General features: G+C 65.2%; 13 protein-coding genes and 1 riboswitch. Of the genes, 10 read left to right on the top strand and 3 right to left on the bottom strand.

What is annotated here, in order from left to right:
- Window positions 1-4: 4 nt before the first annotated feature.
- Both CH266_RS14365 and CH266_RS14370 read left to right on the top strand, forming a co-directional pair.
- Complete coding sequence (locus tag CH266_RS14365; protein WP_032371024.1) at window positions 5-862, top strand: bifunctional methylenetetrahydrofolate dehydrogenase/methenyltetrahydrofolate cyclohydrolase; 858 nt, start codon at window positions 5-7, stop codon at window positions 860-862.
- Between the two features lie 82 nt (window positions 863-944).
- Window positions 945-1,190 (top strand): DUF3017 domain-containing protein, encoded by a 246-nt coding sequence (locus CH266_RS14370; RefSeq protein WP_045842095.1) that lies wholly within the window; start codon window positions 945-947, stop codon window positions 1,188-1,190.
- Window positions 1,191-1,210: 20 nt separating this feature from the next.
- Here CH266_RS14370 and metX read toward each other — a convergent pair whose 3' ends face one another.
- Both metX and CH266_RS14380 read right to left on the bottom strand, forming a co-directional pair.
- Entirely contained in the window at window positions 1,211-2,344 is a 1,134-nt protein-coding gene (gene metX, locus CH266_RS14375; RefSeq protein WP_032408179.1) for a homoserine O-acetyltransferase MetX, read from the bottom strand.
- Window positions 2,345-2,352: 8 nt separating this feature from the next.
- Window positions 2,353-3,702, bottom strand: a complete 1,350-nt coding sequence (locus CH266_RS14380) for a bifunctional o-acetylhomoserine/o-acetylserine sulfhydrylase (protein ID WP_094715557.1) — start codon at window positions 3,700-3,702, stop codon at window positions 2,353-2,355.
- A 154-nt stretch (window positions 3,703-3,856) separates the two neighbouring features.
- A riboswitch (SAM riboswitch) is annotated at window positions 3,857-3,979 on the bottom strand.
- A 368-nt stretch (window positions 3,980-4,347) separates the two neighbouring features.
- Between CH266_RS14380 and CH266_RS14385 the strand changes: the two genes are divergently transcribed.
- Window positions 4,348-5,487, top strand: coding sequence for an MFS transporter (locus CH266_RS14385; protein ID WP_032367243.1), 1,140 nt, complete (start codon window positions 4,348-4,350; stop codon window positions 5,485-5,487).
- Window position 5,488: 1 nt separating this feature from the next.
- Here CH266_RS14385 and CH266_RS14390 read toward each other — a convergent pair whose 3' ends face one another.
- Window positions 5,489-6,538 carry an ABC transporter substrate-binding protein gene (locus CH266_RS14390; RefSeq protein ID WP_094715558.1) on the bottom strand — a complete coding sequence of 350 codons (1,050 nt, stop codon included), beginning with the start codon at window positions 6,536-6,538 and terminating at the stop codon, window positions 5,489-5,491.
- Between the two features lie 135 nt (window positions 6,539-6,673).
- Between CH266_RS14390 and CH266_RS14395 the strand changes: the two genes are divergently transcribed.
- The 7 genes from CH266_RS14395 (at window position 6,674) to CH266_RS14425 (ending at window position 12,449) form a co-directional block, all read left to right on the top strand.
- Complete coding sequence (locus tag CH266_RS14395) at window positions 6,674-7,348, top strand: response regulator transcription factor (RefSeq protein ID WP_032371022.1); 675 nt, start codon at window positions 6,674-6,676, stop codon at window positions 7,346-7,348.
- Window positions 7,345-8,319, top strand: coding sequence for a HAMP domain-containing sensor histidine kinase (locus tag CH266_RS14400; protein WP_032366682.1), 975 nt, complete (start codon window positions 7,345-7,347; stop codon window positions 8,317-8,319). Before CH266_RS14395 ends, CH266_RS14400 begins: the two co-directional genes overlap by 4 nt.
- Window positions 8,320-8,415: 96 nt before the next feature.
- Window positions 8,416-9,846 carry a DUF4153 domain-containing protein gene (locus CH266_RS14405; protein WP_094715559.1) on the top strand — a complete coding sequence of 477 codons (1,431 nt, stop codon included), beginning with the start codon at window positions 8,416-8,418 and terminating at the stop codon, window positions 9,844-9,846.
- Window positions 9,847-9,888: 42 nt separating this feature from the next.
- A complete protein-coding gene (locus CH266_RS14410; protein ID WP_032387034.1) occupies window positions 9,889-10,173 on the top strand; it encodes a DUF6412 domain-containing protein in 285 nt (94 codons plus the stop codon).
- A 61-nt stretch (window positions 10,174-10,234) separates the two neighbouring features.
- Complete coding sequence (locus CH266_RS14415; RefSeq protein WP_052053778.1) at window positions 10,235-10,624, top strand: DUF6412 domain-containing protein; 390 nt, start codon at window positions 10,235-10,237, stop codon at window positions 10,622-10,624.
- Between the two features lie 63 nt (window positions 10,625-10,687).
- On the top strand, window positions 10,688-11,590 hold the full coding sequence (gene yidC, locus CH266_RS14420) for a membrane protein insertase YidC (RefSeq protein WP_052057203.1): 903 nt from the start codon (window positions 10,688-10,690) through the stop codon (window positions 11,588-11,590).
- A 52-nt stretch (window positions 11,591-11,642) separates the two neighbouring features.
- Window positions 11,643-12,449: an exodeoxyribonuclease III gene (locus CH266_RS14425; RefSeq protein WP_027496409.1), complete on the top strand. Its 807-nt coding sequence runs from the start codon at window positions 11,643-11,645 to the stop codon at window positions 12,447-12,449.
- The last annotated feature ends 58 nt before the right edge of the window (window positions 12,450-12,507 follow it).

Raw genomic sequence — 12,507 nt, forward strand, 5'->3', positions numbered from 1 at the left:
CCCGGTGACTGCAACGATCCTCGATGGCAAAGCGACTCGTGACGAGATTTTCGTCGACCTCACCGCCCGTGTGGCACGGCTGCGGGAGCAGGGCATCACTCCCGGCCTGGCGACGGTGCTCGTCGGAGATGATCCGGGTTCTGCCGCGTACGTGCGGGGCAAGCACAACGACTGCGCGAAGGTGGGCATCACTTCCATTCGACGCGATCTTCCCGCGGATATCACTCAGTCCGATCTCGAAGCGGTCATCGACGAGCTCAACGCCAACCCCGACTGCACCGGGTACATCGTGCAGCTTCCGTTGCCCAAGCATCTGGACGAGAACGCCGCGCTCGAGCGCATCGATCCCGACAAGGATGCCGACGGTCTGCACCCGATCAACCTCGGCCGCTTGGTGCTGGGCAAGGACGCCGCATTGCCGTGCACCCCGCGGGGCATCGTCCACCTGCTGCGTCGCTACGACGTCGCACTCGACGGGGCGCGCGCTGTGGTCATCGGCCGCGGTGTGACGGTGGGCCGGCCGATCGGACTTCTGCTGACCCGCCGTTCGGAGAACGCGACGGTCACGTTGTGCCACACCGGAACTCGTGATCTTGCCGCCGAGGTCTCCCGCGCCGACATCGTTATCGCGGCCGCCGGGGTTCCCGGTTTGATCACCGCAGACATGGTCAAGCCCGGGGCGGCTGTGCTCGACGTCGGGGTCACCCGCACCGAGGACGGATTGCGCGGAGACGTCGCGGACGACGTCGCCGAGGTGGCCGGTTTCCTGTCGCCCAACCCCGGTGGAGTCGGGCCGTTGACGCGCGCGTTTCTGCTGTCCAATGTCGTGGAGCGAGCCGAACGCACTGCGGCCCAGAGTTGAGCGAGCCGAGGTGAACGACGTACAGGATGCGCGAGGCGATCACGTGCCGGGTTTCCGAGCGGCGCTCGCTCGGAATCTACCGATGGTCGTGGTGTCGATCATCGTGCTCGCCGCGCTGGTCCTGGTTCTCGCCGACCGTTGGCGGCGCGGCTCGTTCATCTTCGGGTGCGCAGCGGTGGTGGCAGCGTTGCTGCGACTGTGCCTACCCGAGTCACGCGTCGGCACCCTGAAGGTGCGCAGCAGGGGATTCGACGTGTTGGCGCTGGGAGGCGTCGGCGGCGCCATCGTCTTTCTGTCGCTGTCGATCGATCCCCTGGGGACGGACTGACGTAGACCGATCGACTCGGGTCAGCGCCGTCCGAGGCGGGCGAGCTCCATCGTCTCGGCCAGCAACTTCGCCACCGAATCGGCCTCGGTGAGAAATCCGTCGTGGCCGTCTCGCGACTGGATCACTTCGAGCCCCCGGCACTGTGGGAGTTCACGCGCAATTTCTTTCTGCAGTCGAAGCGGGTAGAGGCGATCGGAATCGACGCCCCCGACGATGGTCGGAACCGGCACGGACGCAAGGGCTTCGGCGACTCCGCCGCGTCCTCGGCCCACGTCGTGGCGGTTCATCGCTTCGCTCAGAAGAACGTACGTCGCCGCGTCGAATCGATTGACCAGTTTGGCGGCCTGATGCTCGAGGTAGCTCTGCGCGGAGTACCTGCCGCCGGCCCACGGGTCCTCGTCGTTCTGCGGAGAGTTTCCGAACCGAATGTCGAGTTCGCTCTCGGTTCGGTACGTCAGATGCGCGATGCGACGAGCGATCCCGAGTCCGGCGGTCGGGGCGGTGCCGGTGTCGTGGTAGTTGCCGCCGAGCCAACCCGGATCGGCCTTGATCGCAGCGATCTGGGTGGTTTGTGTCCCGATCTGGTCCGCTGTCGCGCGGGCACCGACGGCGAGCACCAGCGCGGCACCCACCCGATCCGGATGTCCCACAATCCATTCGAGGGTGCGCATGCCACCCATCGACCCGCCCACGACGGCGGCGAACCGATCGATGCCCAGAACGTCGGCCACCGCGACCTCTGCCGCCACCTGATCGCGAATCGAAATTTCCGGGAAGCGAGAACCGTACGGGGTGCCGTCGGGGGAGGTGCTGCTCGGCCCGGTGGTGCCTCCGCATCCGCCGAGAACGTTGGTGGCGAGGACACACCATTCGTCGGTGTCGATGGGGCTGCCCGGTCCGACCATCCCGTTCCACCAACCGGGCAGTACGTGGTCGGCATCCGGCGGTCCCGAAACGTGGGAATCGCCGGTCAACGCATGTTCGACGAGCACGACGTTGCTGCGATCGGCTGCCATCTCGCCCCAACGCTGCACCGCCACGGTCACGTGCGGAATGTGAGAACCGTTCTCGAGATCGAGACCACCGATGTCGATGGTTCCCAACCGCCCGTCCGGAGACGGAAGGACCGCCTCCGGACGAACGCCTGTGTTCAAGCTGTGGCTCAAGACGCCGCCGCGCGGAAGCCGACCTCGAGATCGGCGATGATGTCGTCGATTCCTTCTATACCGACGGCCAGACGCACGAGGCCGGGAGTGACGCCGGAGGCCAACTGCTCTTCCGGGGTCAACTGCGAATGCGTGGTGGACGCGGGATGGATGACGAGAGAACGCACGTCTCCGATGTTAGCCACATGACTGTGCAGAGTGAGAGCGTTGACGAACTTCTTGCCCGCGTCCACTCCTCCCTTCAGCTCGAACGCGATGATCGCGCCCTGCCCCTTCGGGAGCAGCTGCTGGCCGCGCTCGTACCAGGGCGAGGATTCGAGTCCGGCGTAGTTGATCGAGACGACGTCGTCGCGACCGGCCAAGAAGGCGGCCACCCTCTGCGCGTTTTCCACGTGCCGCTCGATTCGAAGACTCAACGTCTCGAGGCCTTGGCTGATCAGGAACGCATTGAAGGGTGACACCGCAGCCCCGATGTCACGCAACAACTGCACCCGCGCCTTCAGGGCGAAGGCCGGAGCGCCGAGATCGGCGAAGACGACACCGTGGTAACTCGGATCCGGGGTGGTGAAGTTGGGGTGACGGCCTTGCGTCCAGTCGAACGTTCCGCCGTCGACGATGACGCCCGCGATCGCCGTGCCGTGACCGCCGAGGTACTTCGTCGCCGAGTGCACCACGATGTCGGCACCGTGCTTCAGCGGCTGCAGCAGGTACGGCGTCGCGACGGTGTTGTCGACGATCAGCGGAATGCCGTTCTCGTGGGCGATCGCCGAAATGCCGGGGATATCGAGAATGTCGTTCTTCGGGTTGGAGATCGTCTCACCGTAGAACGCTTTTGTCGACGGTGTGATGGCCGCGCGCCACTGCTCGAGATCGTCCGGATCGTCGACGAACGAGACGGTGATGCCCAGCTTCGGAAGCGTGTAGTGGAAAAGGTTGTACGTGCCGCCGTAGAGCCGCGGGCTCGAGACGATGTGATCGCCCGCCTCGGCGAGATTGAGAATGGCGAACGTTTCTGCCGCCTGGCCCGACGCGAGCAGAAGCGCTGCGACGCCCCCTTCGAGAGCGGCGATGCGCTGCTCGACGACATCCTGCGTGGGGTTGATGATGCGGGTGTAGATGTTGCCCGGTTCCGCCAGGCCGAACAGTGCGGCCGCGTGGTCGGTGTTGTCGAACGTGTACGAGGTGGTCTGGTAGATGGGCAACGCACGAGCCCTGGTGGTGCCGTCCGGTGTCTGACCCGAATGGATCTGCTTGGTCTCGAAGCTCCAGTCGGCTGCGGGATCGGTGAACGGATCCTCGGTGGGTGCTCCGGTGGCGTCGACGACGTCGGGGGTCGAATCGGTCATGGCTGGTGATACTCCGTTTTCTCAGACGTGTTTTCTGTCGAATGAAGCTCGAGAACTCGAGCGTTACGGGGCGTATCGGTACAGCAACACATGAGAACCTCCTGACATGCCTCGGCCCGTGGGGGCCGAAGATCAGTGGGTCCGCTTCGGAGCGGACCCGCGCTTGTCGATACGACACGGATGTGTTGCATCGGCCTGGTCGTTCACCCGGGGCACCCCACCGCGGTTGGAGGGTTGCCGGCCAGCAAGCCGGGGCTCGATGCTGGCACTCATGACCTGGCAGGAATCTTAGCGGGTACGGGTGTCTCGGGGGAACGAGGGCGCTCACGACCCTCGAGCAGATGCTCTGGTGAGGACAATCACCGCCCGACGACTCGAAAACCGGTCGCCTCGGGGAAGACAATGAACACGACGAACGTTGTGCCGTCCGGTCGGGCTGTACTGAATCGATCCACCAGGTCGTCGATTTACCAGGTCGATCCACCAGCCCCTGGCCCGCTCTGTAATCCGATTGCTTACGAAGGTTGTTCTGCTGTGACTGTCACCGATTCCGCTCTCGCCAGAAACGTCAGCGCCGTGCGCGGCAAGGTGTCGAGTGGGTTGAGCGTCGGCCATCGACCGCACTCGACCCGCCGCAGGCTCGCCATGCTGGCCCTGTCCATCGGCGGCTTCGGCATCGGCACCACCGAATTCGCGTCGATGGGCCTGCTCCCGGACATCGCGACGACGATGGGAATCTCGGAGCCGTCGGCCGGCCACATGATCTCCGCCTACGCGCTCGGCGTCGTCGTCGGTGCGCCGACAATCGCCGCTCTTGCGGCGCGTGTTCCTCGGCGCATGTTGTTGCTGGCCCTGATGGTGGCGTTCACTCTCGGCAATCTCGGGACGGTCTTCGCGCCGAGTTTCAACGAGTTGGTTGCTTCCCGGTTCGTGGCCGGTCTGCCGCACGGCGCGTATTTCGGCGTTGCCGCACTGGTGGCAGCGCACCTCGCCGAACCGGGCAAACGAGCGAAGGCCGTCGCGATGGTGATGATGGGTCTATCGGTGGCGAACGTCGTCGGTGTACCGGTGGCGACCTGGATCGGCCAGGCCCTCGGGTGGCGAAGCGCATTCGCGCTCGTCGCCGTGATCGGGTTGCTCACCGTCAGTGCGCTGGTCCTGTGGATGCCGCGACTCGACGCCATGCCGACCACCAGCCCGATCACCGAGCTCGGTGCCCTCCGCCGTGGCCAGGTCTGGATGACCCTGTTCGTCGGCATCGTCGGATTCGGCGGCATGTTCGCGGTGTACACCTACATCGCGTCGACCCTGACCGACGTCGCAGGCCTTGCCCGTGCACTGGTTCCGGTGGCCTTGATGATCTACGGCCTCGGCATGGTTGCCGGCAACTACGCAGGCGGTTGGTTGGCCGACAAGTACAAGCTCAAGGGCACCTTCATCGGGCTGGCCGCGACCGCAGTGTCCCTGGCCGTCTTCGTCGTCGCGGCTCACAACCCGGTGACCGCGCTGCTTCTCGTGTTCTTGATCGGCGCGTCCGGCTCGTCCGTCGTCCCCGGACTTCAGACCCGTCTGATGGACGTGGCGGAGGACGCGCAAACTCTCGCCGCGTCACTCAACCACGCGGCGTTCAACCTGGCCAATGCCATCGGAGCCGCGGTGGGCGGCGCGGTGATCGCCGCAGGTCTCGGCTACACGGCACCGGCCGCCGTCGGCTCGGGTCTCGCTGTTGCCGGCCTCGGCGTTCTGTCCGTCGCCATGTGGATGGAGAAGCGCTCCGCGGCATGAGTCAGGACGTGATGGTGGTGGCGGTACCGTCGAGCGCCTCGGAGAGTGCCGGAGCCACCTTGTCGATCACGTACGGCAGGCTCAGCACGCTCGTGAAGTAGATCGCGCCCGCCGTCACCCCGTCGGTGAAGACGAGGTTGCCGTCCTTGACCGGCTGCAGAGCGTTGTACACCGGTTCCCTCTCCAACTGGCCGCGATCGCCCGGGTTCTCCGTTCCCCAGATCAGCACATCTGCAGTGTCGAGGACCGACAGGTTCTCCAGCGGGATGCTCGCCTGTGCACTGCCGTCGGCCGGCACGAACGCGTCGATGTCGTCGGGGATCACAAAACCGAGCTTCGTCAGGAAGTCGGTGCTCAAACCGTCCTGGTACGCGATGGCCTTGCCCTCGTAGAACGCGTTCTGCAGGAAGATCGCCTTCTTCCCTGCGAACTCGGGGTGAGCCGCCGCGGCATCGGCGAACTTCTGATTCACACCGTCGATGAGTCCGTCCACTTCGGCTTTCTTGCCCAACGCCCGGCCGATCTTCTCCGCCTGTACGTCCCAGGGCTCGAAGTAGGCGGTCGACGCGTCGGACTGGGCGAGCGTGGGTGCGATGTTGCTCAGAGTCCGGTAGCTGTCCGCGGTGAGACCGGCGTTGGTGGCGATGATCAGATCGGGCTCGAGGGCGGCGATCTTCTCGGTCTCGAAACCGTCGCCGTTGTTGGTGAGCACCTCGGGCTGGGCATTTCCCAGCGCGGCCCGAGCCCAGGGCCAGGTCGCGTACGGCTGGTCGCCGTACCACTCCGTCACTCCGACGGGGATCACGCCGAGGGCCAACACCGTGTCCTGTTCGGTGTATCCCGCCACCACGACGCGCGTGGGTTCCTCGGGAACGACGGTCTCGCCGAACGCATGCTTTACCGAGACGGGAAAGACGCCCGAGCTGGCGGTCGTGGGGGAGTCGGGGCCGTCGGACGTGCCGTCGGAGTTCGAGCAGGCGCTCAGTAGTCCCGCCGTGGTCAGCGCGATCGCGCACACCGCCAAAGTTCTCCGAAGTGGTCGGGTACGCATCGAGTGGGCCTTTCGTCAGGTCGGGTATCGAAAGGAAGGGTAGCCCACCCTTAGTTCGACTTTCAGGTCAACCTTCACCGAACCTCCACATTTCCCGACGAAGTCCTCCATGTGCGACCTCTAGGGTCAATTCTCATGAGCCGCACAGTTCTCGTAGTCGACGACGAACCCACGATCTCCGACGCCGTGGCCGCTCGACTGCGAGGCGAGGGGTACGACGTGGTCACTGCCGCCGACGGCCCCTCCGCGGTGGAAGTGTGCGGCCGGATCGACCCCGACGTGGTGGTGCTGGATCTGATGCTTCCCGGTTTCGACGGACTCGAAGTGTGTCGACGCATCCAGGCATCCCGGCCGGTACCGGTACTGATGTTGACGGCCAAGTCCGACGAGACCGACATGCTCGTCGGGCTGGGCGTCGGTGCGGACGATTATCTGGGCAAGCCGTTCAGCATGCGTGAACTGGTCGCGCGTGTGCACGCTCTCATCAGGCGCGCCGAGCGCGTCGTCACTCCCGAGCAGTACACCACTCGAATCGGCGACGTACACATCGATCACCGGGAGCGACGCGTCTCCACCGACGCGGGCGACATCCACGTCACCAGAACCGAATTCGACATCCTGGCGTATCTCGCCGCTCGGCCTCGTACGGCGGTGTCCAGGGAGACTCTGCTGTCGGAACTGTGGGGCTGGGACGATTCGGCCAGCAGCCGTACCGTCGACAGTCATGTGAAAGCGTTGCGGCGCAAGCTCGGTGGCGACCTGATTCGTACCGTCCACGGCGTCGGATACGCCGTGGAGGCACCGCGATGAGGCCGATGCTGCCGCGTCCGCTCGATCCTTTGCGGTCGTTCAAACTCAAGGTCTCGCTCGTGGTGGGCATCGTGCTCGTGCTGGCGAGCGTCGTCTTCTGGATCGGGGCCGGCTGGCAATTTCGCTACACACTTCTCGCGGCATTGATCGTGTCCTTGGCCGCAACACAATTCGTCGCGCACGGCATGACGTCGCCCCTGCGAGAGATGACCTCGGCGGCCAAAGCGATGGCGCGAGGCGACTATTCGACCCGGGTGCGTGCCACGTCCCGCGACGAGGTGGGCGAGCTCGCCACCGCATTCAACACCATGGCGAGCGACTTGGAAGCCGCCGAGAAGTACCGCCGCGAGCTGATCGGAAACGTCTCCCACGAATTGAAGACTCCGATCGCTGCCTTGCGGGCAGTGCTCGAGAACATGGTCGACGGGGTGACCGAACCCGACCCGGCTACGTTGTCGGTGGCTCTCGGCCAGACCGAGAGACTGGGAAACCTGGTGACCGAACTCCTCGATCTGTCGAGGGTCGAGGGCGGAGTGCTGAGCATCGCACCGACGGAATTCCCGGTGCGCCCCTTCCTCGAGGAGGCGACCGGCGTTCACCGAGAACGAGTATCGATCGTCGTCTCACCCGGTGCCGGGACGGTCGTCGCCGATCGCGCTCGAATGACGCAGGTGATCACGAATCTCGTCGACAACGCCGTACGGCATTCGCCGCAGTCGGGCACGGTGAGTATCCGAGCGCATCGAGCCGGGGACCGGTTCGCGTTCGATGTTCGCGACGAGGGTCCCGGCATCGCACCGGCCGACCGTCACGCGGTGTTCGACCGGTTCACTCGCGGCGGATCCACCGACGGCGGAACAGGTCTCGGACTCGGAATCGCACGGTGGGCCACCGAACTGCACGGCGGGACAATCGACGTTCTCGACAGTGAGTCGGGCTGCCACATCAGAGTGGCCATCCCCGGGCGCTGACGACCCACCTTCTCTCTCACGCACACACCTCGACTGCTCGTCCCTGGACCGCAGCCGCGGTTCGGCATGCCTCGAACACAGAAATGGATCACAGTCATGACCACGATCGGAATACCCATTCAAGCCAGAACGCGGCCTCGTCGATCGCTGTGGAGCCCTCGAACCTGGCCGGTGCTGCGACACTCTCGGGCACCCCGCGCGGCACTTCTCGGAGCGCTTGCTGCCGGGCTCGTCGCGGCAGTGATATTGGGCTACAACAACTTCGGCGTACCCATCACTGCCGCGTGCATCATGGCCGTCGTCGTAGCGGTTCGGCGCGCGTCGTTGTCGCCGTGGGAGTGGGTGGGTGTGGCGGGGGTCCTCGCCTTGTCCAGCGTCGCGGCGCTACGAGAGGCGGAGTGGATCGTCGCTCTGTCCGTTGCCCTTGCTGTCGTCGTCGGGTCGGTCGTTCTCTCGCGGGCCTGGACTTGGACGGGCATTGCTCTCGGCACCGTGCTGCCGCTGCTGCTGCCCTTGCGGGTCGTGCGGTGGACGCGACGAGGGGCGAAAACCATCGATCTCGACGGGCCCAAGCCGATCCGAATCGGCGTGGTCGCCGCCGTCACCGTCGCGCTCTGTGTGGTGTTCGCCGCGCTGTTCGGGGCGGCGGATCGACGTTTCGCGGATGCTCTGGGCTCGGTCACTCCGCAGTTCGATCTCGGATCGATTTTCGGGCGAGTGGTCGTATTCGTACTGACGGCCGCAGGTGCGCTCGCCGCCGCATACGTGGCCGTGCATCCGCCGCGCTTCGACCGCCTGGCGGCAACACCGCGTCGCACACTTCGGTTGTGGGAGTGGGCAATACCGCTCGGCGCTGTCGTCGGCCTGTTCGGCGTGTTCGTCGCCTTTCAGATTCCGAGCTTGTTCGGCGGCCAGGGACACGTTCTGAGCACCGAAGGTTTGACCAACGCCGAGTACGCACGGCAGGGATTCTGGCAGTTGCTGACGGTGACGGTATTGACCTTGCTCGTCATCGCGGTCACCGTGACCAAGGCCGAACGAACGGACCTACGCGACCGACTTGCATTGCGGGTTCTGCTCGGCGCGCTGTGCGCACTGTCGGTGGTGATCGTGGCGTCGGCGTTGCATCGAATGTCGTTGTACGAGGAGCAGTACGGCTACACCACCCTGCGGCTGTTCGTCACCGCCGTCGAATGGTGGTTGGGTTCGGTGTTCGTATTGCTGCTCGTCGCGGGCGTACGTATGTCGGGTCGCTGGCTTCCGCGAGCAGTCGGTGTGGGAGCAGTGCTGACCGTTCTCGCCCTCGCGGCCGTGAACCCGGACGCATACATCGCGCGGCAGAACGTCGAACGGTTCGAGGAGACGGGGCGGATCGACGTGTTCTACCTCGGCGGGTTGTCGGCGGACGCAGATTCCGAACTCGATCGCCTGCCCGAACGTGTGCGTAAGTGTGTTCAGGCCCGAGGCCCGGTCTCCTGGGGAGACAGCTGGTACCAGTGCACAGACCCGACGGTATCTGTACCCTGAGCAACGACTCGACGATCGGTGACGTAAGGACGGAGGTGCACGATGGGCTATCAGAACCTCGTCGTCACGTCGGTGCTGTTCTTCGCGCTGCTGCTGACTACTCCGGCCGGACCGGCGGATCTCGCGCTGATCATCGTCGCTGCTCTGGCGGCGGCGGTGTTCTACGCGCATCGTGCCGGGGCGCTGAGCCTTCTGTACCGTCCGTCGAACGTCGGACCGAATGCGGAGGAGCGCCACCTTCGTGGCTCGTTCCGACGTCAACATCGCCCCGACGCACCCGGTCGCCCGCAGCCGCGAGCACCCGGTCTCCTGGTGGGAGCGCTGTAGTTCGACAGCTCTCCCACACCTCACGTGCCCCTGGTCCACGAGGTTCATCGGGAGAATCACCATGTTGTCCATCGACAACGCCACCCGCCGTCTCGATTCGACGGCTGCATTCGACGTAATTTCCAGGCGTGCGGTGTCGCCGTGGCGAGCCGCAGTGGTCACCCTCGTCGGAGTGACGGCAGTTCTGCTGGTCGTCTTCGCCGTCGTCGATGCCCAGCCCGCGGCCCAGATAGCGATGTTCGGTGCGCTGGTGGCTGCGGCACTGCTGGTGACGGGTGCATCGGCCGACATCCTCGTCGTGGTGCCGCCCGCGTCCACAACCGCCGGATCCGACGGCGGCAGACTCCGTGGGGCCTACCGCAGACAAGAGCAACCCGACGCGCCAGGTCGCCCTATGCCGAGAGCACCCGGATCGGTTCACGGACCGGATCGGTGGCTCCAGTTCCGCTGAGCCACTGCGAGATCCGGTCGAGACGTCATCCGACCGATTTCTCTCTCAGTGAGGCACTCCATCATGCTCGATTTCGTCTATTACCCCGTCTCCGCGGTGCTGTGGTTCTGGCACCGGGTCTTCGGTTTCGTGCTCGGCCCCGACAACGGCGTCGCCTGGGCCTTGGCCGTCGTATTTTTGGTCTTCACGCTACGAACGCTGTTGATCAAACCGTTCGTCGGTCAGATTCGTTCACAGCTCGCCATGAAGAAACTCCAACCCAGGCTCGAGGAGGTACGGAAGAAGTACTCCGGTGACCGGGCTCGACAGGCCACGGAAATCCGCACAGTGCAAAAGGAACACGGGGTGAACCCACTGATGGGTTGCCTCCCGCTGCTCGCGCAAGCACCGGTGTTCATCGGTCTGCTGCACGTGTTGCGCTCGTTCAACCGGACGGGAACCGGGTTCGGGCATCTCGGTATGTCGGCGCAGGAGAATGCGAGTACAGCCAACTACGTGTTCGGTGCGGGCGATGTGCAGTCGTTTCTCGACGCGCGGCTGTTCGGCGCACCGATCTCCGCTGCCGTCAGTAGCTCTCGAGATGTTCTCGAAGCGTTCGGTCCGTTCGGTGGGGTGCCGTCGGTGTGGAGCATCGCGGTCGTCGCGGTGCCGTTGATGATCGTTGCCGCGGTGGCTACCCACCTGAACTCCCGGGCATCGATCGCGCGTCAGGATGCGGCCGCCGCGGCGAACCCGCAGACCGCGATCATGAACAAACTCGCGCTGTGGGTCTTCCCGGCCGGGGTGCTGATCGGTGGCCCGGTGCTGCCCGTTGCGGTGCTGCTCTATTGGGTGAGCAACAACATCTGGACCTACGCCCAGCAGCACATCGTCTACCGACGGATCGACCAGGAGCCGGTCGCGGTGCCGAAGGTGGCATCGGTGGTGACGGCTCCGAAGCCAGGAGCCAAACCGAAGAGAAGGTGAGCCTGCGGAGGCCACCTGCCGGTTGTCGGTGGCCTCCGCTACGGTCGTCGGCGTGCCGATCACTATTTCCACTGTCAACGTCAACGGGATCCGCGCCGCTGTTCGCAAGGGCATGCTTCCGTGGCTCGAGGCCACCGATGCCGACGTCATCTGTCTTCAGGAGACGCGCGCCAACGACGGCGAGCTGACCACAGCACTGGCCCCGGCCCTCGATGCGGGATGGCATCTGGCGTCGGCGGAACCGTCGGCGAAGGGACGCAACGGTGTGGCCCTGCTGTCGAGGGCCGCACCGGAGGCGATCAGAACCGGCATCGGCGTCGCTGAATTCGCCGACGCGGGTCGCTACATCGAAGGAGACTACGGTGACGTCACCGTGGCGAGCCTGTACCTGCCGTCGGGCGAGGTGGGGACCGACCGACAGGACGAGAAGGAACGCTTCATGGCGGCGTTCGCGAAGTATCTCGCCAAGACCGCCAAGGCAACGACGTCTGCCGAGCGCGACGTCGTGGTCTGCGGCGACTGGAATATCGCCCATACCGAAGCGGATCTGAAGTCGTGGAAGACCAACCGCAAGAAGTCGGGATTCCTGCCCGAAGAACGTGAGTGGGTATCGCGATTGCTCGCCGAGAAGTCACCGTGGACCGACGTCGTGCGTGAGCTGCACCCCGGCGTCGAGGGGCCGTACAGCTGGTGGTCCTACCGCGGCAAGGCGTTCGACAACGACGCCGGGTGGCGCATCGACTACCAACTCGCCACCAGTGATCTGGCCGAGCGTGCGAAGGAAGCCGTCACCGAGAGAGCGGAGGCGTACGACCAGCGGTGGTCCGATCACGCGCCGGTGACGGTGCGCTACCGCTAGGAGCGGAGCCTGCGGAGTGACCGGGGTGGTGAGGAGCGGAGCCTGCGGAGTGACCGGG

Origin of the sequence: Rhodococcus sp. 06-1474-1B (genome assembly GCF_002258885.1) — a bacterium.
In the GTDB taxonomy this organism is placed as follows: domain Bacteria; phylum Actinomycetota; class Actinomycetes; order Mycobacteriales; family Mycobacteriaceae; genus Rhodococcoides; species Rhodococcoides fascians.

Excerpts from the sequence above, each read along its gene's own strand:
- CH266_RS14410 (WP_032387034.1), top strand. The coding sequence starts at position 9,889 with ATGGGCTATCAGAACCTCGTCGTCACGTCGGTGCTGTTCTTCGCGCTG.
- CH266_RS14415 (WP_052053778.1), top strand. The coding sequence starts at position 10,235 with ATGTTGTCCATCGACAACGCCACCCGCCGTCTCGATTCGACGGCTGCA.
- CH266_RS14370 (WP_045842095.1), top strand. The coding sequence starts at position 945 with ATGGTCGTGGTGTCGATCATCGTGCTCGCCGCGCTGGTCCTGGTTCTC.
- CH266_RS14390 (WP_094715558.1), bottom strand. The coding sequence starts at position 6,538 with ATGCGTACCCGACCACTTCGGAGAACTTTGGCGGTGTGCGCGATCGCG.
- CH266_RS14405 (WP_094715559.1), top strand. The coding sequence starts at position 8,416 with ATGACCACGATCGGAATACCCATTCAAGCCAGAACGCGGCCTCGTCGA.
- yidC (WP_052057203.1), top strand. The coding sequence starts at position 10,688 with ATGCTCGATTTCGTCTATTACCCCGTCTCCGCGGTGCTGTGGTTCTGG.
- CH266_RS14395 (WP_032371022.1), top strand. The coding sequence starts at position 6,674 with ATGAGCCGCACAGTTCTCGTAGTCGACGACGAACCCACGATCTCCGAC.
- CH266_RS14385 (WP_032367243.1), top strand. The coding sequence starts at position 4,348 with ATGCTGGCCCTGTCCATCGGCGGCTTCGGCATCGGCACCACCGAATTC.
- CH266_RS14400 (WP_032366682.1), top strand. The coding sequence starts at position 7,345 with ATGAGGCCGATGCTGCCGCGTCCGCTCGATCCTTTGCGGTCGTTCAAA.
- CH266_RS14380 (WP_094715557.1), bottom strand. The coding sequence starts at position 3,702 with ATGACCGATTCGACCCCCGACGTCGTCGACGCCACCGGAGCACCCACC.